This window comes from Bifidobacterium callimiconis (assembly GCF_003952005.1).
In the GTDB taxonomy this organism is placed as follows: domain Bacteria; phylum Actinomycetota; class Actinomycetes; order Actinomycetales; family Bifidobacteriaceae; genus Galliscardovia; species Galliscardovia callimiconis.
On sequence record NZ_QXGJ01000005.1, the window covers coordinates 79,821 to 103,702 of the forward strand.

Annotated in this window: 19 protein-coding genes; 13 read left to right on the top strand and 6 right to left on the bottom strand. The window is 56.1% G+C overall.

Annotated features, from left to right (window positions below; translation table 11 throughout):
• Positions 1 to 889 precede the first annotated feature (889 nt).
• Positions 890 to 1,123, bottom strand: coding sequence for a hypothetical protein (locus D2E23_RS05925; RefSeq protein WP_126030060.1), 234 nt, complete (start codon positions 1,121 to 1,123; stop codon positions 890 to 892).
• Between the two features lie 417 nt (positions 1,124 to 1,540).
• On the opposite strand from D2E23_RS05925, the gene D2E23_RS05930 reads away from it, so the two are divergent.
• From D2E23_RS05930 to D2E23_RS05940, 3 genes are read left to right on the top strand one after another with little or no spacing between them, the layout of a single operon-like run.
• Entirely contained in the window at positions 1,541 to 2,509 is a 969-nt protein-coding gene (locus tag D2E23_RS05930; RefSeq protein ID WP_241227239.1) for a glycosyltransferase family 2 protein, read from the top strand.
• Positions 2,510 to 2,534: 25 nt separating this feature from the next.
• Positions 2,535 to 3,410 (top strand): hypothetical protein, encoded by an 876-nt coding sequence (locus tag D2E23_RS05935; protein ID WP_126030061.1) that lies wholly within the window; start codon positions 2,535 to 2,537, stop codon positions 3,408 to 3,410.
• Between the two features lie 10 nt (positions 3,411 to 3,420).
• Entirely contained in the window at positions 3,421 to 4,293 is an 873-nt protein-coding gene (locus D2E23_RS05940; RefSeq protein WP_126030062.1) for a hypothetical protein, read from the top strand.
• Positions 4,294 to 4,333: 40 nt separating this feature from the next.
• Here the strand turns inward: D2E23_RS05940 and D2E23_RS05945 are convergent, their stop codons facing one another.
• Positions 4,334 to 5,965 (bottom strand): glycosyltransferase family 39 protein, encoded by a 1,632-nt coding sequence (locus tag D2E23_RS05945; RefSeq protein WP_126030063.1) that lies wholly within the window; start codon positions 5,963 to 5,965, stop codon positions 4,334 to 4,336.
• A 231-nt stretch (positions 5,966 to 6,196) separates the two neighbouring features.
• Between D2E23_RS05945 and D2E23_RS05950 the strand changes: the two genes are divergently transcribed.
• From D2E23_RS05950 to tagD, 3 genes are all read left to right on the top strand, one after another.
• A complete protein-coding gene (locus D2E23_RS05950; RefSeq protein ID WP_126030064.1) occupies positions 6,197 to 8,341 on the top strand; it encodes a DUF6020 family protein in 2,145 nt (714 codons plus the stop codon).
• 238 nt (positions 8,342 to 8,579) lie between these two features.
• Positions 8,580 to 9,770: a LicD family protein gene (locus D2E23_RS05955; RefSeq protein WP_126030065.1), complete on the top strand. Its 1,191-nt coding sequence runs from the start codon at positions 8,580 to 8,582 to the stop codon at positions 9,768 to 9,770.
• 40 nt (positions 9,771 to 9,810) lie between these two features.
• Positions 9,811 to 10,212, top strand: coding sequence for a glycerol-3-phosphate cytidylyltransferase (gene tagD / locus D2E23_RS05960; protein ID WP_126030066.1), 402 nt, complete (start codon positions 9,811 to 9,813; stop codon positions 10,210 to 10,212).
• A 210-nt stretch (positions 10,213 to 10,422) separates the two neighbouring features.
• Here the strand turns inward: tagD and D2E23_RS05965 are convergent, their stop codons facing one another.
• On the bottom strand, positions 10,423 to 12,648 hold the full coding sequence (locus D2E23_RS05965) for a glycosyltransferase (RefSeq protein WP_126030067.1): 2,226 nt from the start codon (positions 12,646 to 12,648) through the stop codon (positions 10,423 to 10,425).
• Positions 12,649 to 12,745: 97 nt separating this feature from the next.
• Here D2E23_RS05965 and D2E23_RS05970 point away from each other — a divergent pair, with 97 nt between their 5' ends.
• From D2E23_RS05970 to D2E23_RS06000, 7 genes are all read left to right on the top strand, one after another.
• A complete protein-coding gene (locus D2E23_RS05970; RefSeq protein ID WP_126030068.1) occupies positions 12,746 to 13,006 on the top strand; it encodes an AbrB/MazE/SpoVT family DNA-binding domain-containing protein in 261 nt (86 codons plus the stop codon).
• Positions 13,003 to 13,383 (top strand): type II toxin-antitoxin system PemK/MazF family toxin, encoded by a 381-nt coding sequence (locus D2E23_RS05975; protein WP_126030069.1) that lies wholly within the window; start codon positions 13,003 to 13,005, stop codon positions 13,381 to 13,383. Before D2E23_RS05970 ends, D2E23_RS05975 begins: the two co-directional genes overlap by 4 nt.
• Before the next feature lie 132 nt (positions 13,384 to 13,515).
• Positions 13,516 to 14,340, top strand: coding sequence for an ABC transporter permease (locus tag D2E23_RS05980; RefSeq protein ID WP_206432006.1), 825 nt, complete (start codon positions 13,516 to 13,518; stop codon positions 14,338 to 14,340).
• Complete coding sequence (locus tag D2E23_RS05985; protein WP_126030071.1) at positions 14,340 to 15,785, top strand: ABC transporter ATP-binding protein; 1,446 nt, start codon at positions 14,340 to 14,342, stop codon at positions 15,783 to 15,785. The genes D2E23_RS05980 and D2E23_RS05985 overlap by 1 nt, the downstream gene beginning before the upstream one ends.
• A 5-nt stretch (positions 15,786 to 15,790) precedes the next feature.
• Entirely contained in the window at positions 15,791 to 17,893 is a 2,103-nt protein-coding gene (locus D2E23_RS05990; RefSeq protein WP_126030072.1) for a glycosyltransferase, read from the top strand.
• 499 nt (positions 17,894 to 18,392) lie between these two features.
• Positions 18,393 to 19,568: a UDP-galactopyranose mutase gene (gene glf / locus D2E23_RS05995; protein ID WP_126030073.1), complete on the top strand. Its 1,176-nt coding sequence runs from the start codon at positions 18,393 to 18,395 to the stop codon at positions 19,566 to 19,568.
• Between the two features lie 522 nt (positions 19,569 to 20,090).
• Positions 20,091 to 20,786 carry an NUDIX hydrolase gene (locus D2E23_RS06000; protein ID WP_126030074.1) on the top strand — a complete coding sequence of 232 codons (696 nt, stop codon included), beginning with the start codon at positions 20,091 to 20,093 and terminating at the stop codon, positions 20,784 to 20,786.
• A gap of 250 nt (positions 20,787 to 21,036) precedes the next feature.
• Here D2E23_RS06000 and rfbB read toward each other — a convergent pair whose 3' ends face one another.
• From rfbB to D2E23_RS06015, 3 genes are all read right to left on the bottom strand, one after another.
• Positions 21,037 to 22,140: a dTDP-glucose 4,6-dehydratase gene (gene rfbB / locus D2E23_RS06005; protein WP_164520712.1), complete on the bottom strand. Its 1,104-nt coding sequence runs from the start codon at positions 22,138 to 22,140 to the stop codon at positions 21,037 to 21,039.
• Positions 22,141 to 22,208: 68 nt separating this feature from the next.
• Positions 22,209 to 22,850, bottom strand: a complete 642-nt coding sequence (locus D2E23_RS06010) for an SGNH/GDSL hydrolase family protein (RefSeq protein WP_126030076.1) — start codon at positions 22,848 to 22,850, stop codon at positions 22,209 to 22,211.
• 159 nt (positions 22,851 to 23,009) lie between these two features.
• Complete coding sequence (locus D2E23_RS06015; protein ID WP_126030077.1) at positions 23,010 to 23,789, bottom strand: SDR family oxidoreductase; 780 nt, start codon at positions 23,787 to 23,789, stop codon at positions 23,010 to 23,012.
• Positions 23,790 to 23,882: the final 93 nt, after the last annotated feature.

Here is a 23,882-nt window from a genome sequence, read left to right on the forward strand (position 1 = left end):
ACGCAGCGTAACCGATGAGATGGCCGACTCCAACCCCAAAGGAGTCGGCCACCTCTTTCCACATTCCTTGGCGGATGCCGGCCCATTCGTCTGTTCGGGAAGTCGTTTGCAGAAGCCGCAACGATCCACCAATCTATTAAACGATCAGATAAGAAAGACTATAAGGTCGGATGTGGCAGGGGGATGGGCGCTATCCGTGCCGAGATGCAGTCATTGATAGATGTTTCGCAGGCGACCGCGGCGAAGCTGCTTCGTTCTCTTACGCAACGGAATCTGATCGTGCGTGAAAGTAGAGACCCAGCTATGGTGTATCGCTTGGCTGAATAAAATATGGCGAAATCATGAGACAGTAAGAAATCTGGTATTGAACTTAACTGGCTCTCGTCGGATTCAATATACTGACGGTGTCGATGAAAGAGCCGGCTCAGCTGTGAAGCACTTTGAACATTCAGCTTCGTTGGGTTCCGATTCGATAGGGCGATTCAGACGTCCTCTTTAGCAGCAAAGGGCTGTCGTGATATGACGTTGGCAGCCCTCCGTGTGCAAGGCTGAAACCGTGATGTACTGAGTAATCATCCGGTTACCGGAGTGATTGCTTGGTGGATTCTTTCCGCAGCGGTATTCTCTCTATCTTGCTTCGGCGAAAGGCTGAGACGCTCTACTTCGATGGCCTCGGCATGTGTTGCTGAGGCCATTTGTCTTTGTCTGAATGATAGTTGCCGGTAAGCGGGACTTCCTTCAACTTTCGGTAAGGAAAATGTTGACTGGGCCTCAGGGGTCGAACGGGTTAACAGACGATGATAATCACGAGTAAAGCTCGTTTTCGCTCGCAGGGTGGGCTGCCCAGCTATGCCGGACTGAAAGGGCCTCCACTTTCTTGTGTGTCGTGTTATCCCAGATCCCTCATGAGGTCGTCGATGCTGGTAAAGACCTTGCCTTCGTGAGCGTTGGCCTGCTGCCGGGCTTCGATGTTCTCGGGCTTTTCTCGGGGCGGGTGATGTTCAACTATGGGGTGCTCCAGATCGGCATACTGAAGCACATCTTCGCCCTCGTCGAATATGCGATCGAGTTGATCGCCGGTGAGTGTTCCCTTACCGGGCTTGTTTCCGCTTGCGCTATTCATTAAAAGCCTCCTCGTTCTTGTGTGATTTTGAGCGTCTTCTTGCTTCAGCTATATGTTATATAGATACTTAATTGACATCAGACGGACATCATATCGATGTTGAAGCAGTGGCGTTTCTGCCTACTCCGTATGACTAGCCGCAGTACTATGAAGTGTTCGGCTTAACAGCGATCGCCCCGCCGATGGCGTTGTGATTGCAATGCTCTCCCTTATTGGTTGATGGGGCATCATTATTCATCGTCGTTATGCGGTCTATGGGGCATTAGACCTGTTAAGAATGCTCATAACCGGCACGGTCACATTGGGTATGAGCAATCCTAAGAATCTTATGGGGTAGAATCCTGTTAGCTGTGTGTAATACGAAAATCTACGGCCCTTCACTGGGGTGAGGGGAGAAGGTATGAGGCGAGGACGAACATGAGCGAGCGAAAGAACTCCTCAGAAGATTCGATGAAGCGGACCATCACGGTTCTTATTCCGTGCTACAACGAGCAGGAGTCATTGCCGATCCTGTTCGACCGCATGGATGCGCTGGTCTCGCAGTCCGAGACTCTGGACTATACGTTGCTGTTCGTTGACGACGGGTCCAAGGACGATACCCGTCCCCTGATCAAGGAATACGCAAGCAAGCACTCGTACGTGGAGTACATCTTCCTGTCCCGCAACTTCGGCAAGGAAAAGGCCATGTACGCGGGCATCGAGAACGTGCATACGGATGGTCTGGTAATCATCGACGCTGATCTGCAGGATCCGCCGGAACTGATTCCTCAGATGGCTGAACTGTGGATGCAGGGGTATGACGATGTGTATGCGCGTCGGCGTTCGCGTGAGGGAGAGAGCTGGCTGAAGAAGGCCACGAGCCGTTGGTATTACGATCTGCTGCAGAAGGTATCCGGTGTGGCTATTCAGAAAGACACTGGTGACTTCCGCCTGTTGGATCGCAAGTGCATTGATGCGCTGAAGCGTCTGGACGAGTCGGAGCGCAACTCCAAGGCGTTGTTCAGTTGGATCGGTTTCAAGAAGATCGAGTTCCTGTACGATCGCGACAAGCGTGTGGCTGGCAAGACCAAGTGGAACTATCTGAAGTTGTTCCATCTGGCTATGGACGGCATTACCAGTTTCACAACGGCGCCGCTGAAGATCGCAACTTGGGTGGGAAGCATCGTTTCTCTGGCGGCGGTCATCTACGCGATTGTGATTTTGGTTAAGACATTTGTGTGGGGCATTGACGTACCCGGCTACGCGTCGACCATGGTTGTAGTTCTCATCCTTGGCGGTGTCCAGCTGCTCAGCCTTGGCATCATCGGCGAATATCTTGGTCGCATTTTCATGCAGACCAAGGGGCGGCCGAATTATCTGGTGCAGGAACAGAAGATTTCCGAGTAATTACTCAATGAAGGAACCTTTTAAGATGCATTATTCGAAGAGGGGGAGGGTAACGGTTGTTGCCCTCCTCACCTTGTTTGTAATTGTAAACGTTCCAATGTTTATGTCTTACCTGCCGATTTCCACGGCAGGGCATGATCTAGTCTTTCATTTATATCGTATACAGGGAATCGCTGATGCTTTTAAAGAAGGTCAGTTTCCCGTTCGTATGCAGTACTCTCAGTTAAACGGATATGGATATCCTGTCTCCATTCTGTATGGGGATTTATTGCTATATCCCTCGGGACTGTTGAGGTTACTCGGACTGTCAGTAACAAGTGCCTATAAGGTATTTGTTCTCTTAATTAATTTATTTACAATAATAATCACCTACTTTGTAGGGCGGAAAATTTTTAATTCCGTAATGATGGGGATTTTGGCGACCTATTTATGGACGTTGTCTCCATATCGTTTAGAAGATGTGTATCTGAGGGCATCCGTTGGTGAATATACAGCACTGCTGTTCTTTCCGGTGCTTTTTTATGGTCTTTATTCTATGTTTTTTGATCGCGTAGATCGATTCGGATTCTCTTGGATATGGGTTGCTGTTGGAAGCTCAGGAATTTTACTATCACATACTGTTAGTGTGATTTTGGTTCTTCCTGTTGTTGTCGCATTTATTATTGCAGGGTTAATTCGCAATCATTCAGCTCTTATCTGGAAGAGACTTTTCGCATCGCTGGGTCTCTCTATTGGCCTGACTTTGTGGTTCCTTGTGCCATTCTTGGATTTTTACCGGAATGTCGATATGAAGGTCGGATCCTTAAGCGTAGAAGAAAAAAATGGACTCGGCAGCGCTCCATGCGCTTCAGCCGTCCCAGTTGTTTATGCTTTTTGTGCCAATGAGGGGCGCAAGTGTTGAGGGCGTCGATATGTCACAGGATATGCCCTTTGGCGTTGGATGGTCTCTTCTGGCAGGCACCGTTGTGTTTGTCGTCGCAGCGATTTTGACCGACCGCAATAGGTTCAATAAATCGTGGATAAGAATTGGTTTACTGACTGCAGTAATCGTATTTTGTGTCCTTTTTGCATCGACTACGTTCTTTCACTGGTCTTATTCTCGATTTGATTTTTGGAATAAGCTAATATCGATAGTTGCGACAGTCCAATTCCCGTGGAGATTGCTTGGTGTCGCAAGTATGCTTCTTGTATTTATTTCCTGTATTGGAATTTTTGTATTAAAAACAAACGGTGGTTATCGAACGCTTTATATGTCGGTTGTGGCCTCTCTCATTGCTCTTTGCGTCATTGAGTGCGGAGTCGCTACAACTACCTGGATGCAGAATACTGAGCCGGTGGGCGATATTTCCTCATCAGAATTTAAACCGACCGGAAATTATGGTGTTATGAGTGGAGAATACCTACCTTCGAAATCCGATGTTGGTACTTTGATCGCCAATCAGGAAAAATATCCGTCATCAAAAAACGTTTCTATCTCTACTTATGAAAAGAATGGCGGAAAAGTATATATGATGGTTACCTCTGCATCCTCCGGGGCTGAGGTAACGGTTCCTCTGCTTATGTATCCGCATTATGTTGTGCAAGCGGAGAAGGACTCTTCCGCTTTTAGGTTATCTGCGAATCAAGATGGTGTTATGGTTCTGCATATCCCTAATGGGTATAGAGGTTCCGTAACAATTCATTTTATAGAGCCAATTTCGTGGCGCATTGGAGAAATTATCTCGGTAGTCTCGTCACTTGTGATGGTGGGGGTTGTGATTTTCTGTCGTAAGAGGGCTGCGTAGGTGCGGTGCTTTTTTAGAAGCACCGCACCCACTAGGCTGACTAGGACTTTATGCGATTGATCACTTGGCTAAACTTATCGGCCGTTATCACCAAACCAGCTCCGGCAAAGGGGATCATTACTATGTAGGCTGGCATGATGTATTGCGATTGTGCTTCCCAAAGGAGGTAAAGCAAGGCCATTCCTAAGGGTATTATGGCGGGGGCTATTTGATGAATTGACAATTCCTTGCGTTTGTAAAATACGGTTACCGTAGTTCCGAATAGAAGAAGGAATTGCAGGGTATCCATTAGTAAAAGGATCATTTTATTGGCTTTTCCATAATAAATGGAGTGCAGTACAGGACTGATTTCTCGTTCTGACATTATTGGTCGATCATTTCCTCGATGTGACCAGTTACTCGCCAGCAGGGATTCGTAAAGCGGATCTGTCCATTCGGATAGAAACTTTTTGGAGAAAAAGGTCCAAGCGTATGCAGGGTCGTTTTTGAAATCGGAAATGGATTGTTTTATCGATTCTTTGGACTCGACCTCAATCTGGGAGAGATCGTAATTTTCTGGAGCCCATTTAAGAGGGTATCCGTTATACCATCCATAATTATTAGGGCTTGATTTGGAAGGTTTTTGCAAGCCCATCGCGATCCAAACTGTTTTTGGTTCACCATTATTTGGGTTCAGGCCCAGATATTCAGCACTCGCCGAAGTGATGAACCCAGAGGTTATGTAAAAAACAATAGCGAGGATGATGCAAATGCCATCTCGAAGGCTCCTGTCTTTTAGTGCGGCAATGATCCAAATAACCACCATTGCTGCTAAGACATAGATCATGCTGGATTTGAATAAAAGACCAATTACTAGACAAACTAGCGAAATGACCGCATATCGTAGTTGTCGATTCTTAAAATAATTGACTTGCAAAATAAGTGCGGCAATGAGGAAGGGGAGGGCGAGAGTATTTCCATATGCAAAGGTTATATAGAAAATTAGCGGAAGGAATGCGAAACAAAGCAGAAGTGTTGTGTTCGTGAAACGCTTTTCCGAGAAAATATATTCGGCTAATTTTCCGAGAAGATAGAAAGTTGCCGCCGTGCAGAGTACATTAATAAACTCAAATGCTAGATAGGTTCCCGTTCCAAAAATATAATATAAAAACTTATCGAACAAAACTAATGGGATCTGATAGGGGGAACGTTCGAGATATCCGCCTGGACAGAGGATCCAGGAAACCTCATCTCCGGGGCATTGCAGCTGTAAGCTAGGATCTGATGTCGCCTGAGCTGCTTTTAAGACATAGAATGGGTCCCATTCGGGCCAGACATTGGCTAAAGCAGCCCAAAAGACGCCGAAAATAACGCTATACCCTACTAGAACGTGAGATAGAACTCTTGTATCAATCTTCTGCAGTATGTCTTTATGGCTTAGAAGGCTAAGAATTGATACAACGACAATGGACAGTATTAAAACGATCCACCAATTTCTAGTAGTAAATTGTACGTTGTAGGTGTAATCCGGCATCGTTGTGGTGATGATTAAAGAAATCATCCCGACGATAGAAAAGAAAATGATAGACGCCCAAATGGCCAGTGTCTGTATCCCATTTCCAATTGTGGAAACCCGGAATAGTTTCTTGGTTTTCTCCCGCGGTGGGGAGATCGTCGATCGTTCAGTATTCATAAAGTTCTCAGTATCTCTCTGTGATCTTCGGGATTAATGTTAGATATATGTTATGCCTATCCTTGGAGAAGTCCGGACGTTGCAATGTTATAGGACTTATGCTCAAATATCCTTTTGCGCAGTTTTGATTATGTATTTTTGATTATGCATTTCAGAACGCCGGCATAATTTATATATGTGATATATAGTTATGGCATATATCCGAGCAATGAATGATATGGGGGTGTACAAGTGAAATTGTGCAATGGCTTCCGGGGCCGACCGACGATAGATGGGAAGGGCGTTGATGAAACTTCTAGAAAACTTAAAGGTGGATTTTTCGATGGTCACTTTGTTTTGGGTACCATTCCTCTTGTTGCATGTTCCAGTGCAATCAGCACATTCTCATCAACGGTCTCATTTTCTAACGAAAAGATATTTTTGGATTACACCTCCTTCTCCGAGGATATAGCTCGATATTTAGGAAGCCAGAATGCTATTACCGGTTTTCTGATTTTTTGTTCGATATTTGTCCTTGAGCTTATTGGATTTCTATGCTTTCTGCAGGAGGAAAACCGAATTCGATGTTGGTCGGTTATATCCGGTGCCCTGCTTGCTCTTACCGTATCGGTGCCGCTTCATAATGCATCTCATGTACAACTGGATCCCTTATCCGTCATCATTTTCACTCCGTATGTGGGCGATCAATATCGGACCATATGGTATTGGACTTATACCATAACGCGCTATATCGGGTATGTACTTCTTTTCTGTTCATTGTTTTCATTGTTCTTTTCGTGGTGGAACAATAGTCAGAACGATGTTTCTTTGAAAAAAATTCATATTTGTTTGCGTTCTATTTTAAAGAGATATGTTGTTGAATCGTCGTCTGGTATTGCGCGATGCTTGAATGAGCTATTTCATTTATGTGCGACTGGTGTAGCTAAATGTTTTATCTTTATTTTTATCTGCTGGTTGCCTTGGACATATTTTCTTTGGCCGGCTAATATTGCGGCGGATACCGTTGCTCAAATAATGTGGGGTAGAACCGGTCAGGCTTGGGATCCTTCAACTGGCAAGGTTTTAGCAGGATATTCTATTAGCGATCACCATCCATGGTTGGATACCGTAATATACGGTTTCTTTGATCATCTGGGTCTTTACTTTGGGAGTGAGGCATGGGGATTATGGTTACTTGCCTTTTTGCAGGTTGTATTGACCTCTCTGGCTTTTGCGATCATTATTTGTTATTTGGGAGATGTTTTGCGCCTCTCTTGGAGAATATGTTTCGCCTTACTGCTCTTTGTGAGTTTTAACCCTATTTTTCCGCGACTGGAAATGTCGATTGTTAAAGATTCAACAGCCATGCCGGTATTTCTAATACTGATGCTTTTAATTGTTGAATATATTCGAAGAATAAAGCGAAGTCTTCGTATAGCGCCTTCGTTGGTTGTCGGTATTATTATTTTGTCACTTCTTTGTGCTGAAATGCGTAAGATTGCGCTAGAAGTAGTGGTAATCACTTTTCTTGTGTTTTCTCTCTTTCTGAGGAAGAGGATGGTTTCTTTATGTATTGCCGCGGTGGTACCGGTTCTTGTTGCAGTAATTTCTATTCTGGTTTTTCCTGTGCTGCATATTACTCCTGGCGGAAAGCAGGAAATGGTGGCAATCCCCCTGCAGCAGACTGCATACACTGCAGCGGTTCATTCTAATGATTTTTCGGAAAAGGACCGGCGCATATTTAATGCAGTAATTATATGTAATGTCTCACAATTAGACAATATTTTTACTGTTGATACGAATGACGGGAAAGAGATCAACAGTGCGGATGAGATTAAGGATCAATGTTTTAATCGGAATGCTAAGACCTCCGACATATTCAATTTCCTCTTTCTTTGGGTAAAGCTAGGGATACGGCACCCTGGTAGTTATCTTCATTCCGTTCCGTGGTTGCGCGATCCATTTGTTATAGGTCCGTACTATGACGAAGGCTGGTATGTGCGATGGGGGTGGGAGCAAATGGGAAGTAATTTGATTCTTCCTGAGTACAAGAGCACCTTTGAATCTGCAGATCGTTCTCAGCCGCAAAAGTACGGATCGGCACTTTATACGGTGTTGACGCATATGCCGGGGATCTCTCTATTTATGACTGAAGCGATTTATGTATCTTGGATTCCTCTGCTCTCATTCGCGCTATGTTGCATCCGGCGTAATTATGATCGACTGATATTGTTCGTGCCGTGGTGGCTTACCATAGCTACTTTGATGCTATCTCCCGCACACCAAACCCGATACACATGGACCTTGGCTTTCGGCGCCATAATGATCATCGCCATACCGTTTATCGAATTGAATGGTCGCAAGAGTGCAACCGAGGCTTCCGCAGTCAAGGAATGATCGTTTGAGTTCCAGCATGCTGGTTGCTGAATTGCAAGCAGGCGAATTGTCTGCAAACGGTTCCGAGCTATCGGCATGCCGGAACTTTTCCAAAGCCTCGATTATTCCCGCGACTACTGTTGTAATCGAATGCTCGGGGCTTCCCACTAGTTCACCCTCTCTTCACCTCCTGTTCACGTATTACTATGTAGTAATCACCGAAACTCTGTAGTACCTACGCTGAGGAGAGGAAGAAGTTATGTCCTCGTTCCATAAGTTTGCCGGGCACCTGCCCTCATCGAAGCGGGCGGTCGCCCAGACGCGTAATGAGCTCGAAGATCTGCGTCGAGAGATTCATGAGATCAAGGATGTGCTGTTTGCGCGCATCGAGCAGGCCGACAATGGCATCAACATGAATCTGAACTACAAGGTGCACGAGGTGCTGTTGCCGCGATTCGACCGTATCGACGCCGATCTGGACGCGCACGATTCGCACATGAAGATGTTCGCGTGGGAGAACTATCGCCGCGACGACGAAACCCTGCAGCAGGCCAAGGAGCGTTTCTTCCACTCCCTGCCCAAGGCTACGGGCGCCAAGCGTCTCATCCAGAATGGTAGTGCTCGGCTTATGGAGGAGTTTGACCAGCTTTGCCGACGTTATGATCTGAAATACTGGCTAGATTTCGGTTCTCTTCTGGGTGCCGTGCGTCACGGCGGATTCATCCCGTGGGACGACGATACCGATCTCGGCATGATGCGCGACGACGTGGACCGACTGATCTCGATCGTCAACGACAAGGATTCCGAGGAAAGCCGCAGGTACCGGGTATCGATCGTGCTCGACCCGTACGTGTTCTGCCGTCAGATTCGATTCATGTCGGCCGATACTACCAATCCCTGCTTCGTGGACATCTTCCTCTATGACTACGTGAACACCACTTCCGTCTCGCTGTACGACGAACGTCAGAAGGTACGCGACCGTCTGATCGAGAATCTGCGCACAGACAACTACGAGCGCTGGCTGGATCATGGCTACTTGCAGTCCACGGAACCGGAGGCGGGGGAATTCGCCGAAATCTTCGCGCAATCCCAGCGGGAGATGGAGAATCTGGGTCTCGTGGTGTCGAAATCGGAAGCCGCGGGCGTCATGTACGGCATCGACAACATCGACAATCGCGCGATCCGACTGTACGACATTAATGACATGTTCCCAAATGGCTCGCTGTCATTCGAAGGCCATGACTATCTGGTTCCGGCTAAGCCAATGACGGTCCTCAACCGTAATTACGGCGATATCTATGCGCTGCCGAAGGACATCAACAGCCATTTCGTTCACGTTGACCCCACGCTGGTGGAACAGTCCGACGTCAGGGATTCGATTGCGAAATCCGTATCCACGGAATCGGCTGACGCCGACAACTCCTTCGGTGACAACGCATCCAACGACTGAGAAGAAGAATAGAAAGACGATACGAGAGGACAACACCAACATGCGACGTGTAATCACTTACGGCACGTTCGACCTGCTACACTACGGCCACATCAACCTACTCAAGCGCGCCCGTGAACTTGGCGATTATCTGATCGTCGGTCTTTCGACTGACGAATTCAACGCTGGCAAGGGCAAGAAGGCCTATTTCCCCTATGAACAGCGCAAGGATCTGCTGGAGTCACTACGATACGTGGATCTGGTCATTCCCGAGGAGGCATGGGAGCAGAAGCGCAACGATGTGCTGCTGTATCGGGTCGATACCTTTGTGATGGGCTCCGATTGGGAAGGCAAGTTCGACGATCTCAAGGACGTGTGCGATGTCGTGTATCTGCAGCGCACGCCGGAGATCAGCACGTCCAAGATCAAGGGGGATCTTGAGCATCTGGTGCCTGAGGCGTGATGCGGTAAGAGAGCGATATATAAGGCATACGAGAAACATCTGAGAAGAGGCGGCCCTTGTGGGTCGCCTCTTGGCGTTGGGGGTTGTTGGGTGGGCACCTCATCCGTCCGCCGTTGGCGGACACCTTCCCCTCAAGGGGAAGGATAGAAAGAAAGGAGTCCACCTGTGGTAGGCGGACTCCTTCAGAGGGAAGGACGGGACGCCGCTCGCTCAGCCGCGCTTGAGGAGGCGGGCCTTCTCCTGGGCGGTGGCCACGAGGCTCGACGGGGCGAAGCGCTTCATCGTGTTCACCGCGTTCTCGCCGATGCGGAAGCGGGCGGAGCGATGGATCTCCTCCAGGGCCTTGTCGCGGCCGAAGATGCCGTCCTCGTCGGCGAGCGCACGCTCCTCCAGCCACAGGTCCAGCGTGCGCTTGCCGCCGAACGTGATCTTCTGGAAGTTGTTGAACGCGTCGGTGTCGTAGAAGTACAGCGCGCCGTGCTTGTCGATGTCAAGCGTGGCGGCCACCTTGTCGAGGTACGTGTCCAGGAACTCGGTGATGCGTTCGGGCGTGTAGCGGGTCTGCAGACCGAACATGAAGCTGCTGAGCAGCATGTTCAGGTAGCTCTTCTCGAATGTGTCGTACACGCCGCGCTCGTGCAGCATCTCGCCCACGGCCAGCACGGACTCGATATCGGTCTCCGGCTCGGAGGTGTAGGGGATGATCTTCTCGAGCGACAGCCAGAACGCGCCGCCCACCTGCTTGCGCTGGATGTCGCGGATGTCCCAGTCGGTCTTGAGGTCGAGGAACACCAGCGACTCGGTGGCCAGCAGTGCCTGCGCGCCCAGGCCGAGCAGGTTGTCGGCGATGTCGTGCTCGTCGGCCTTGAAGCCGTGGTTCTTCAGGAACGCGGTGTTGTACACCTTGTGCCACGAGTAGTCGCGGTTCGAGGCCATCGCCAGTTCGGGGATGTCGGTTGCGGCGAACGGACCGTAGATCGGGCCGCGCTTGTTCTCCGGGGCGTCCATGTAGGACTCGGGGGTGCCGTAGCCCTTGTTGATCAGCTTCTCGATCAGGTAGTCGCAGTGGATGTTGCCGATGTCGAGCAGCGCGATGTCGGAGTTGGTGCGGCGGGCGCCGGCCAGGGCCGCGCGCAGCGTCTTCTCGCCGATCACGAAGTGCGAGGGGATGAACATGGTGTAGGTGCCGCGCACGGTGGCGAGCGCCTCGTCCACCAGCTCGGTCATGGTGGCGTCGGACGGCAGCTCCCGCACGGTGAAGCGCTTGTCCTTGGCCGCGAACTGACGGGCCACATTCACGGTGCTGTCCTGCGAGCCGGCGTCCACGATCACGAACTCGCACGGCAGGTTCTTGAACTTCGAATACGCCTCGAACGCGTCCACGATCCAGGAACGGGCATCCTTGGTGAGCAGCACGATCGACAGCTCCGGAGCCACCGGGCGCTCGTGCGGGTGAATCTCGTAGGATTCGCCCATGAAGTCAAGGTAGTAGTCCACGAACTCGGGGCGCAGGCGGCCGAGCATGAGCAGCACTTCCTTGCGGTCCATGGAGTCGAAGACCTCGCGGATGAGGCTGCGGATCTCCTCGTCCTTGTCGTCGAATCCGAACTCGCCGATCACGGAGGTGATGTAGTCGAACTCACGCGAGTAGAACGCGTGACGCACGTCGTCGGAGATGTCCTGCGTATCGAGGAACGCACGCATCTCGCGCAGACGGTCGAACGGCATGTGGTAGTCCTTGAGCAGCGAGGACGCGCCCGGGTTGGTCTGACGATAGTAGTAGTACTTGCCGGGCAGCCAGGAGATGCGGTCGGCCAGCACCATCGTCTGTGCGAAGAACGGGTTGTCGGTCCAGCCGGCGCCGGGAATGGGCTTGAATCGGATCGTCATGCCGGCCTTGTTGTCGCCATTGAGGAAGGCCTTGCGGTAGATCGCCGACCAGATGGACGGGTGGTGGTAGAACGGCTCCGCGAACTCGTTGAGCGTGAACTCGGTGCGGCGCTGCGGCATCATGTTCGACAGGTTCGGGGTCAGCAGCGCATCCTTGTAGCCGTCGTGGCCGTCGTAGAACAGCCAGTAGGAGCTCTTGATGATGTCGACCGTGCCCTGCGTGGACGAGGCGCTGCCCAGCAGTCGGGCGTACATGTTCGGGTCGATGAAGTCGTCGGGCTCGATGATGCTGATCCACTCGCCCTGCGCCATTTCAAGGCCGCGGTTGCAGGTGGCGCCGTAGCCTTCGTTCTTCTTGTCGATGACCTTGAAACGGTCATCCTTGGCTGCGAAGGACTTCATGATGTCCAGCGAGCCGTCCTTGCTGCCATCGGAGAACATCAGGCATTCCCAGTCCTTGAACGTCTGTACTCGGATGGATTCAAGACACTGCGTCAGGTAGGTTTCGACATTATAGATCGGAACGATAATCGAGATTTTGGGCATACTTTCGATAATACCGTGCAGCATGCCATTGAATGGCTGCGTCGCCCATAATGTATATACTTGGATATACATAGTTCTGATTAAGGAGGCGGCGACAATGACTACGTTGACACTCAGCAAGTGGGGCAATGCACAGGCCGTACGTCTGCCCAAAGATATGCGCGAACAGGTGGGCATGACCGATGGCTCCCGCATCGAAGCAACCGTCAAGGACGGCGCCATCGTACTTCGTCCGATTCGCAAGAACGTCAGAATCATCCGAGTCCCGCGTCTGGCCGACGTATTCCGTGATCGCACCGAGGAGTACAAGGCCGTCGAAGAGCTTGGCGGGTCTGCCGTGGGCGAGGAGGCATTGTGACCGCATGGCGATACGGAGACGTGCTTCTCGTCGATCTCGATCCGGCCAAGGGACATGAGCAAAGGAAACGTCGTCCCGTTGTCGTCGTCAGCAACGACGACTTCAATCGAAACTGCAGCCTCACCGTCGTCATCGCGATCTCTCACGGCCGTGGCGACTTCGAACTGCATCTGCCGATCACGCCCGTCCGACGGGAGGACGGCGACGGGTGGATCGACGGCTATGCGCAGGTCGAACAGATTCGTGCCCTTGACCTAGAGGAACGTAACCCCGTAAGAATCGGCCGTCTCAAAGCCGATGACATGGATCAGATCACGGGAACACTGATCAGCTGCTATATCCAGCCCGAGATGATGGTCATCCCAAGTTACGAGTAACGGGCTGCCTCCCAAACGCCAAACGGGGACAAAGTGCGGTACTTGCCTATGCGCAGACCATGTGCCCATCGGACGGCTCGCAAGCGTTGTTATATCGGCTCGCTGATACGATGGAACGCCGTGAAGACAGTGATGAAACGAATCCAGGACCGGTACAGCTACGCGCTGATCGTGCTGCGTGGACTGGTCAAGACTGATTTCAAACTGCGATACCAGGGCTCGTTCCTCGGCGTGGCATGGTCCGTGCTCAAGCCGCTGATGCTGTTCGCAGTGATGTATGTGGTGTTCGGCAAGTTCCTCCGCATGACCGACGGAACCCCCACATACCCCGTCGTGCTGCTGCTCGGCATCTGCTCGTGGAACTTCGTGGCCGAGGCCACGTCCATTGGTCTGCACGCCATCGTCGACCGCGGCGACCTGCTGCGCAAGATCCACTTCCCGAACTACATCGTCGTGGTGTCGGCGACCTGCGGATCCATGATCAGCCTCGCCATCAACTACGTGGTGGTGCTGATCTTCGCGCTCTTCAACCATGTGCAGTTCACGTGGCGCGTGCTGCTGCTGCCGCTGAACGTGATCCAGCTGTGGGCGCTCGCGCTCGGCATGGCATTGATCTTCAGCACCATGTACGCCTACTACCGCGACATCGCGCACATCTGGGAGGTGCTGCAGCAGCTCATCTTCTACGGCATGCCGATCATCTACCCGCTGAGCTACGTGACCAGCAAGGGCGGCTTCTACGCAGAGGTGGCCCGATACGAGCTGCTCAACCCGATCGCGCAGACCATTCAGGACATCCGCCACAACTTCATTGCGCCGGAGACCCAGCCGACCGTGTGGAACCAGTTCGGCCACTGGTGGGTGCCGGCGATCCCGCTGGCCCTGACCGTGATTCTGCTGTGGGTCGGCATTCACGTGTTCCGCGTGAACAGCCGCAAGTTCGCGGAGGTGATGTGATGAGCGAGAAGAACGTGACCGACAACTATACGGTCTCCGAAAACGGACAGGAGCTGAAGACGTCCAAGACCCCGTTCGCGGACGCCCCCGTGGTGCTGTCCGTGAACCACGTCGGCAAGAGCTTCAAGCTGCCGACCGAGCAGGCCACCGGCCTCAAGCAGGCGTTCATCAACTGGACCAAGGGCATCAAGGGCTACAAGACCCAGGAAGTGCTCAAGGACATTGACTTCCAGGTGCATCAGGGCGAATTCTTCGGCATCGTCGGCCGAAACGGTGGCGGCAAGTCCACGCTCCTGAAGATCATCTCGCAGATCTACTACCCGAACAAGGGCAGCGTGAGCGTGAAGGGCAAGCTCGTGCCGTTCATCGAGCTCGGTGTGGGCTTCAATCCGGAGCTCACCGGCCGAGAGAACGTGTATCTCAACGGCTGCCTGTTGGGCTTCACCACCGAAGAGATCGACGCGATGTACGACGACATCGTCGAGTTCGCCGAGCTCGAGGAGTTCATGGACCAGAAGCTCAAGAATTACTCGTCCGGCATGCAGGTTCGACTTGCGTTCTCCGTGGCCATCAAGGCCCAGGGCGACATCCTCGTGCTCGACGAGGTGCTGGCCGTGGGTGATGAGGCGTTCCAGCGCAAGTGCGACGACTTCTTCACCGAAGTGAAGAAGGACCCCACCAAGACCGTCATCCTCGTGACGCATGACATGGGCTCCGTGAAGAAGTACTGCACGAACGCCATCATGATCCAGGACGGCGAGATCGTGGCCCGCGGCAACACCGAATCCGTGGCCGACCGCTACACGCTGGCCAACATCGAGGCCGAGAAGAAGAAGGGCGAGAAGGCTGCCGCCAAGGTGCGCGAGCAGGGCATCTACCCGAACGGCCTGAACGAACGCTGCCCGATCCTGCGCACGTATGCCGAGTCCGGCGCCGTGTGCAAGAGCTCCGACACGTTCCGCTTCGCCGTGGAATACCAGTACGACGAGCCGGGCGACTTCTACCTGGCGATCGCGCTGCACGACATTCGCCGTGGCGGCATCACGTTCGACACCGGCGCCAAGACGTTCAAGATGAAGGAGCACGGCCACCACACCGTGCACTTCGAAATGCCGCTTAGCCTGTTCAACAACGGCGAGTTCCGACTGTTCACCTCGCTGCGTACGCCCAGCCCGGCCAATCCGAACAACACCGACATGGTGGCTGTGGCCGTCGATGAGCGCGCCTGCACGTTCGTGATCCGCGACCCGCGCAACTGGGACTATGCGCTGATCAACAACCGCGTGCTGCAGATCGAACCCGTCGGCGACGACGTGGAGATCACCGGCAAGGTGGCGCAGATCGAAGCCCAGAAGAAGGGCAAGATCGGTGTGTCCGTCGCAGCCGACGATGCGGCTGAGACCACGGCTGCGACTGATCAGGCAGCGAAAACCGAAGGAAAGTGATAGCAATGGCTGATTCCAAATCCGACTCCGCGTCCCGCATCTGGGAGACCGTGGTCCGCATCGTCTACCCCACGCGCGACGCCGATCTGACCATGCCGCTGTACGCGATCGACTGGACGCCCCAGCATCTTTCCGAAACCATGCTGGATTCGCGCATCGACATGAAGACGCTGGAATTCGGACAGATGAACGAGTCCAAGTTCCAGCATCTCGTACGCGGCTCGGTGACCGGCGTCGGCGCATCCGGCGGCGTGCGCACCGACTCGTTCACCGTCACCTCGCGCGACGAGATCCGCGTGACGGCCGGTCAGCGCACCTCGCTGTGCACGTTCTTCAACGCGTTCCCCGCCAGCTACTGGCGTCGCTGGACACGCGTCGACTCCGTACGATTCGTCGCCACCGCAAGCGGCACCGGACGTGTGCTGCTCTACCGTTCCAACGGACGCGGTCTCTCCTTCCCGGTCGCCACGATCACCGTCGAGGGTTCCGGCTCCACCAAAGCGGCACGCAACCGCACCATCGCCGCGGAAGTGCCGATGACCGATCTCATGGACGGCGGCTACTTCTGGTTCGACGCCGAAGCGTCCTCCGCCAACGATCTGACTATCACGCACGCCGCATGGCAGGTGCCGCAGGACCGTCGCGTGGCCGACGCCAACACCACGCTGTCCATCGCCATCGCCACGTTCAACCGTCCGTCGTACTGCCTCAACCAGCTCGTCGCCATGAGCGAGGCCACCGAACTGCGCAAGCGTCTCGACACCATCTACTGCACCGATCAGGGCAACGACCTGGTGCAGAACCAGACCGGATTCCCGGCCGTGGCCAAGGAACTCGGCCCGCAGCTCACCTACATCCGCCAGCGCAACCTCGGCGGCTCCGGCGGCTTCTCGCGCGGCATGTTCGAAACCGTGGAGGCCGGCAAGAGCACGTACTGCTTGCTGCTCGACGACGACGCCATCAGCGAGCCCGAGGCGATTCTGCGCGCGCTGCAGTTCTCCGACTACACCGTGCGTCCCACGCTCGTCGGCGGCGGCATGCTCCACCTCGACAACCGCACCGTGCTCTACTCGCAGGGCGAGCGCGTGGACTGGTACCGCATGTGGATGGTCCCGTCGCGCGGCATGGGCTACAACCACGACTTCTCCGTCGAACCGCTGCGTGACGCGCCCGAACGTCATCAGCGTGTGGACGAGGACTTCAACGGCTGGTGGATGTGCATGATCCCCGTCGCCGTGCTCAAGAAGATCGGTCTGTCGCTGCCCGTGTTCATCAAGTTCGACGACATCGAATACGGTCTGCGCGCCAAGCGCGCCGGATTCCCGACGGTGTGCCTGCCGGGCGTGGCCGTGTGGCATCAGGCGTGGCACGGCAAGGACAACGCGCGCACGTGGGAGGAGTACTTCACCAACCGCAACCGTTGGATCGCCGCGCTGATGCTCAAGCCCGAACCGTCGCGTCGCGTGATCTTCGAGAACCTGTACAGCGACGCCAGCCTGGGACTGCGATTCATCTATTCCGCCATGGCGCTGCGTCACCAGGCACTGCGCGACATCCTGCGCGGACCGCAGTACATCGTCGACTGCCTGCCCACCAAGCTCGGCGAGATGCGCGAACTGCGCGGGCAGTTCACCGACGCGCAGGCCAAGCCCAGCTTCGACGACTTCCCGGAGCCGGATCACGAGCTCGTGTCGCCGCGCTACCGTCCGCAGGGGGCGAAGGCCCGTCGCAAGGGCGGCATCCGTCAGATCGTGCGCAGCCTGATGCCGGGTCGTCGCGCGCGCGTGGGCGCGAATGCCAAGCCCGACGTGGCGATCACCGCGCAGGACACCGCGTGGACGTGGCTCGCGTTCGCCGGCATCGACTCGGCGCTGGTCACCACGCCCGACGGCAACTCCGTGGCCTGGTTCAAGCGCGACAATCCACGATTCCGCAAGAGCATGTGGGAGGGCTACCGTCTGGCCAGCGAGCTCGTGCGCAACTGGAAGCGGCTCTCCGCCGAATACCGTGCGTACGATCTGCCGTCGATCGAGACGTGGCGCCGCATCTTCGCCGTGGACAAGGCGGCTGCTGCTGCGGAGCAGGGTGGCGACTCCCTGAAGAAGTAGGGTCTGCGCTATTCGGGCTTGTTGACGCTCCGGATGCTGGGATTTGGGGCGCCAATATCCCGGAATCCGCTCTTTGGGGCGTCAACATCCCGTTTTCGCGTCGATTTTCGGGAATTTGGCGCCCCAAAGAGCCGGAAACGTCCATTTGACGCCCCAAAAGTCTGGCAAGGTCGGCGGAATCTGCGATTCACAGCGCCTATCGGAAGTCTGAGGCCCCTCGCGGCGGGTGTTTGGTGCTGTGAATAGCAGGGAACGGGGTATTCGCGCTGTGAATCCCGCGGATTCAGGGCCTCACTCCGGCCCCTCTCCATGCCCATATTCGCCATCCGCAACACAGCTCGGACCGTTGGCCGCAGATCGACGCGGTCAGACACGCCACTCAAGCCGACGGGTGAGCGAATCGGTGCGACCATCCTCGCGCTCGCACCCGCCAAAGGCGCTTGGCATCGTCGCAAGTACTATGGTCCGTAGCGGAAAATCAAACATAGAAAGGTTGCACATGGCTGAGAACACCTACCCGGATCTGGTGATCGTCGGCGCCGGTCTGTTCGGACTGACGGTCGCGCAGCAGGCGGTGGAGCACCTGGGCGTGAAGGTTGAGATCATCGACGTCCGCGATCACATCGGCGGCAACGCCTACTCCTACGTGGACGAGGAGACCGGCGCCGAGATCCACAAGTACGGCGCGCACCTGTTCCACACCTCCAACAAGCGCGTGTGGGACTACGTCAACCGCTTCACCGAGTTCACCGACTACGTGCACCGCGTGTACGCCACGCACAACGGCGAAGTCTACCCGCTGCCCACCAACCTGGGCACGATCAACCAGTTCTTCCGCGCGCACTACACCCCGGCCGAAGCCAAGGCGCTCATCGCCGAGCAGGCGGGCGAGCTGGCGGGCACGGATCCGCAGAACCTCAACGACAAGGGCATCCAGCTGATCGGCCGCCCGCTGTACGAGGCGTTCATCAAGAACTACACCGCCAAGCAGTGGCAGACCGACCCGAGCGAGCTGCCGGCCGACATCATCAAGCGTCTGCCCGTGCGCTACAACTACGACAACCGCTACTTCAAGGACACCTGGGAGGGCCTGCCCAAGGACGGCTACACCAAGTGGATGGAGCGCATGATCGACGATCCGCGCATCCACGTGACCCTCGGCGTGGACTTCTTCGACGAGTCCCAGCCGTTCAACAAGAAGGCGCTGCTCGCCGCCGGCGTGCCCGTGGTCTACACCGGCCCGGTCGACCGCTACTTCGACTACGAGCTCGGCGACCTCAAGTGGCGCACCGTGGACTTCAAGGAGGTCCGCTACGACGAGGACGACCACTTCGGCTGCCCGGTCATGAACTTCTCCGACGCCGACGTGCCGTACACCCGCGCCATCGAGTTCAAGAACTTCAACCCGGAGCGCTACGACCAGCAGAACCACGAGAAGACCGTGGTGTGGGAGGAGTACTCCCGCTTCGCCGAGCGCGGCGACGAGCCGTACTACCCGGTGAACACCGACGCCGACAAGGAGCTGTACGCGCGCTACGCGGAGAAGGCCGCGGCCGAGCCGAAGGTCGTGTTCGGCGGCCGTCTCGGCACGTACAAGTACTACGACATGCACAACGTGATCGACACCGCGCTCACCGCGTACGAGGAGCAGGTGGAGCCGCTGCTGAAGAAGTAGGGAGTGATTGCGTCGGCGGTCGGAATGATGCATAAAGCGCTCGCAGGAGCCTTTCGATCATTCCGGCCGCCGTTTGCGTTATGGGGGTGCGAGGATACGCGGAATACATGGGCGCGTGGAAGGTTCGCGGCCGGTGTTTGAGGCCTTACGGCGGAGTCTGTGAGCTCATGTGCGGGAATGGGGTGTTTTGTGAGCTCCTGGAGGGCGGATTTTCGAGGTCTTTGGGGGCGGCGGTTCACAACTCGAAGATACCGTTATTCGAGGCTTGAAATTTAGCGGTTCGATTTTCGGTATCTTCGAGTTGTGCGATGGTCGGTAAAAACACCCCCTATCCCACACCCCAAAACCGAACATTTTTCGTGTGGCAATGTTCGATTTTCGTGTTCACTCGCACATTACATCTGAAAAGCCAAAAAAAGATCGTTCAAAGAGTCTCAGGATTGCTGGAATCGGCTGAACTCCCGGCATTCTGGGAGTAGTCTGACTCACAGTGATGAAATTCCTACGTAGTGTGGAGGACCAATGACCGACGCCAACGGCACCGTGGCCGCTATCCGTACCGGACTCGAATCGAACCTGATCGTGCACGACGAGAAGGTCGTGTTTCAGGGTGATGACGAGGCCCAGTTCACCGTTATTCAGGCCGATGTGAGCGTGGATGACACCCCCGTGGTTGCGGGCGCGGGCGAGAGTGCCCCCGAAGGCGCCGATGAGGCGGCGCAGGTGCATCCCATCCTCTTCGCTCAGGTGAATGGTGGCCAGCCCGGCGCGGTGTGCATCGCCGTGCACGAGGGTCGACTGCTGCTCGCCCGCCACTGGCGCATCGCCACCGACTCGTTCGAATGGGAGTTTCCGCGCAGCATGGGCGCCCCCGGCGAGGTCTCCGGCGCCACCGCCGAGCGCGAGCTGGCGAGCGAGGCCGGTGTGAAGGCCACGTCCCGTCGCCTGCTGCAGATGATGCACGCCGACACGTGCAAGCTGCGCGACTCCATCGCCGTGGTGGAGCTCGACGTTGATTCGGATTCGCTCGACGAGGCCGGCGTGCTCTCCGACGGCAGCCTGGCCGGTCTGGACGACCTCGACGGTGCCACCCTCGCATGGCTCACCCCCGAGGAGATCGACACGATGATCGCCGAAGGCAACATCATGGACGGCATCACCCTGGCCGCCTACCTGATCTGGAAGACCCGCCGCGAGGTAGAAGCCGAAGAGAAGTAGGGCGAGGTCGGGGAGCGGAGCGAAACCGAATCGGGAAGTAGGGCGAGACTGAAGAGTAGCGCTCGCTCCCCTCAGTCATCTTCGCTGACAGCTCCCCTCAGCGAGGGGAGCCAATGCTCATAACGGCTGGCTCCCCTCGCTGAGGGGAGCTGGCTGCCGGAGGCAGACTGAGGGGAGCCGACGGCGACGAATCGACGAGGCAATAGCTCGTCCTGCAAGTGGAATAATCCTTCCCCGACCCACCTCAAAATCAGTGGCCCTGAAGCCGGTACTTTTCCTCGGTGGCGGCCTTCGCGGGGCGCCACCAGTCCTCATGCGTGCGATACCAGTCGATCGTCTGATCCAAACCGCGCGCGAAATCCGCATGCCGCGGCCGCCACCCCAACTCCCGCATGATCTTCGACGCATCGATCGCATACCGGCGGTCGCCGCCCGGCCGATCGTTCACATGATCGAACGCGTCCTCCGGCAGTCCCATACGAGACAGAATCATGCGCAGCACATCGATGTTGCTGCGCTCGCCGTCCGCGCCCACCAGATATGTCTCGCCCACGCGGCCGTGCGTGAGAATCCGCCACACCGCGTCGCAGTGATCGTCCACATGAATCCAGTCGCGCACGGCCAGCCCCTGTCCGTACAGCTTCGGACGGATCCCGGCGAGGATGTTCGTGATCTGCCGCGGAATGAACTTTTCCACATGCTGGTACGCGCCGTAATTGTTCGAACAGTTCGAGATCGTCGTCGCCAGGCCGTACGTGCGATGCCACGCGCGCACCAGATGATCGCTCGCCGCCTTCGACGCCGAATACGGGCTCGACGGATTGTACGCCGTGGTCTCCGTGAACTTGCGCGGCTCGTCGAGCGCCAGATCGCCGTACACCTCGTCGGTGGAGATGTGATGGAAGCGGATATCGCGGCCATGCTCGTCGCGTTCGCGGCGCACCGCCTCGAGCAGTGTGTACGTGCCGGTCACGTTTGTGGTGAGGAACGGTGACGCGTCGAGAATCGAATTGTCGTTGTGCGATTCCGCGGCGAAATGCACGACCGTGTCGATGCCATGTTCGTGCAGCAGTCGTTCGGCCAGCGTGCGATCGCAGATGTCGCCGCGGACGAACGTGAGTCGATTCGGATCGACGCCGTTGAGGCTGGCGCGATTGCCGGCGTAGGTGAGCGCGTCGAGCACCGTCACGTGCACGTTCGGATGGTTCGCGGCGATCCAGTGCACGAAGTTCGCGCCGATGAATCCCGCACCGCCGGTGACGAGCAGGTTGCGGGGCGTGTGCAGGGGCGTGTGCGGGCGCGCGGTGCCCGGAATGGACGCGGCGGTCGGTTCAGGGGAAGGCGTGATGGTCATGGCCTCCATGATATTGAACGATGATGATTCCCCGCCGCGTCCTGTTTTGGTTTTCGAAGTCGGCGGGCTCAGTCGGCGAACTCGCTGCGAATGATGTCGGCGATCGCTTCGGCCAGACGGGCGTGGCTCTCCGGGCCCATGTGGAGCTTGTCAAGATCGCTGGCCTCGGCCACGGTGGAGGCGTCGAGAAACATCCAGCCGTTCCTCTCTGCAACCTCGCGGTAGAACGGGGCTAGACGCTGCGAGCGCTCCACGGCGTCCTCCTCGAATCCGACGTACGGGCTGCGCGAGATGCCGGGCTTCACGGCGATGGGGGAGACGAGCAGGATCCTTGGAGCCGGGCCGCAGCCGCCGTACGGGTAGTCGCGGATCGCGGCGCACACCTGCTCGGCCGCCGCGGCGATCGTGCGCGGGGAGGCGTGGAAGATCTCCTTGAGATCGTTGGTGCCGAGGCTCACGATCGCGCAGTCGAGCGGGCGCTGCGACTGCAGTACGATCGGCAGCGCCTGGATGCCGGCGCGCTGCGGTTCGAGCGGATTGTCGAACACCGTGGTGCGGCCGCCCATGCCTTCCTCGATCACGCGCCATTGCGGTCCGAGCAGCGTGGTGAGACGTCCGGTCCAGCGCACGTCGAACGGGTGACGGGTGCCCGGCTTGGCCGGATTGGTGCCGAACGTGTTGGAATCACCGAAGCAAAGTAGGTTCTTCATGATTCCACTGTAGGTGTGGGCGGCGGGTTGGTGTTGCAGTTGCCTGTATTTGGTGTTCGCAGAAAAGCCATGGGGGGGCTGTTCCCCTAAGTAGGCTCCCCTCAGTCGGCGGCCGGAGACGGACTGAGGGGAACTGGAGGATCGGAAGAAGGGCCGGGCTCACGCCTGACGGTAGACCTTGGTGTAGGAGCCTTCGGCGCGCGGGCGCACCACGATCTGGTCCACGTCCACCGTGTCGGGCTGTTCGAGCGCCCAGCGCACGCATTCGGCGATGTCCTCCGCCTTGAGCGGATCGGGCACGCCGGCGTACACGGCCTCGGCCTTGGCGGCGTCGCCGTGGAAGCGCTTGACGGAGAACTCGTCGGTGTGCACCATGCCCGGCGCGATGTCGATCACGCGCACCGGCTCGCCGATCAGCTCCAGTCGCAGCACGCGCGCCATCACGCGTTCGGCGAACTTGGACGCGCAGTAGCCGGCGCCGCCCTCGTACGGTTCGATGCCCGCGGTGGACGAGATCACCAGCACGCTGCCGGACGACTCCTTGAGTGCGGGCAGCAGCTTCTGCGTGATGCGCAGCGTGCCGAGCACGTTGAGCTCGTACATGGCGCGCCAGTCGTCGAGGTTGGCCGTGGCGACCGGATCCTTGCCGATCGCGCCGCCCGCGCAGTTGACCAGCGCCTTCACCGGGCCGGCGGCGAGAATGCGATCGACCGCGGCCTGCGTGGATTCCTCGTCGGTGATGTCGGTGACGATCGGCGTGCAGCCGGTCTCCGCGGCGAGCGCGTTGAGCTTGGCTTCGCGACGGGCGAGTGCGAACACCGTCCAGCCGGCGGCGGTGAGCGTGCGGACGGTTGCGGCGCCGATGCCGCTGGACGCGCCCGTCACCACGGCGGTGCGGGCGGATGTGGAAGAGGTGGGGGAGGAGGATTCCTGTGACATGGTGTGCTCCTTTGCGTGGGGTTGCGTTCGGTTCCGATTCTAGTGTCGCAACGATGGTTGCCCCCGTGTTCTCCCTCCGTGGGAGGGAGATGT

Coding starts and splice junctions, on each gene's coding strand:
- D2E23_RS05990 (WP_126030072.1), top strand. CDS start 15,791: ATGGCTGATTCCAAATCCGACTCCGCGTCCCGCATCTGGGAGACCGTG.
- rfbB (WP_164520712.1), bottom strand. CDS start 22,140: ATGACCATCACGCCTTCCCCTGAACCGACCGCCGCGTCCATTCCGGGC.
- D2E23_RS05940 (WP_126030062.1), top strand. CDS start 3,421: ATGTCACAGGATATGCCCTTTGGCGTTGGATGGTCTCTTCTGGCAGGC.
- D2E23_RS06010 (WP_126030076.1), bottom strand. CDS start 22,850: ATGAAGAACCTACTTTGCTTCGGTGATTCCAACACGTTCGGCACCAAT.
- D2E23_RS05925 (WP_126030060.1), bottom strand. CDS start 1,123: ATGAATAGCGCAAGCGGAAACAAGCCCGGTAAGGGAACACTCACCGGC.
- D2E23_RS06015 (WP_126030077.1), bottom strand. CDS start 23,789: ATGTCACAGGAATCCTCCTCCCCCACCTCTTCCACATCCGCCCGCACC.
- D2E23_RS06000 (WP_126030074.1), top strand. CDS start 20,091: ATGACCGACGCCAACGGCACCGTGGCCGCTATCCGTACCGGACTCGAA.
- D2E23_RS05980 (WP_206432006.1), top strand. CDS start 13,516: ATGAAACGAATCCAGGACCGGTACAGCTACGCGCTGATCGTGCTGCGT.
- D2E23_RS05965 (WP_126030067.1), bottom strand. CDS start 12,648: ATGCCCAAAATCTCGATTATCGTTCCGATCTATAATGTCGAAACCTAC.
- D2E23_RS05930 (WP_241227239.1), top strand. CDS start 1,541: ATGAGCGAGCGAAAGAACTCCTCAGAAGATTCGATGAAGCGGACCATC.
- D2E23_RS05985 (WP_126030071.1), top strand. CDS start 14,340: ATGAGCGAGAAGAACGTGACCGACAACTATACGGTCTCCGAAAACGGA.
- D2E23_RS05945 (WP_126030063.1), bottom strand. CDS start 5,965: ATGAATACTGAACGATCGACGATCTCCCCACCGCGGGAGAAAACCAAG.
- D2E23_RS05970 (WP_126030068.1), top strand. CDS start 12,746: ATGACTACGTTGACACTCAGCAAGTGGGGCAATGCACAGGCCGTACGT.
- glf (WP_126030073.1), top strand. CDS start 18,393: ATGGCTGAGAACACCTACCCGGATCTGGTGATCGTCGGCGCCGGTCTG.
- D2E23_RS05955 (WP_126030065.1), top strand. CDS start 8,580: ATGTCCTCGTTCCATAAGTTTGCCGGGCACCTGCCCTCATCGAAGCGG.
- tagD (WP_126030066.1), top strand. CDS start 9,811: ATGCGACGTGTAATCACTTACGGCACGTTCGACCTGCTACACTACGGC.
- D2E23_RS05935 (WP_126030061.1), top strand. CDS start 2,535: ATGCATTATTCGAAGAGGGGGAGGGTAACGGTTGTTGCCCTCCTCACC.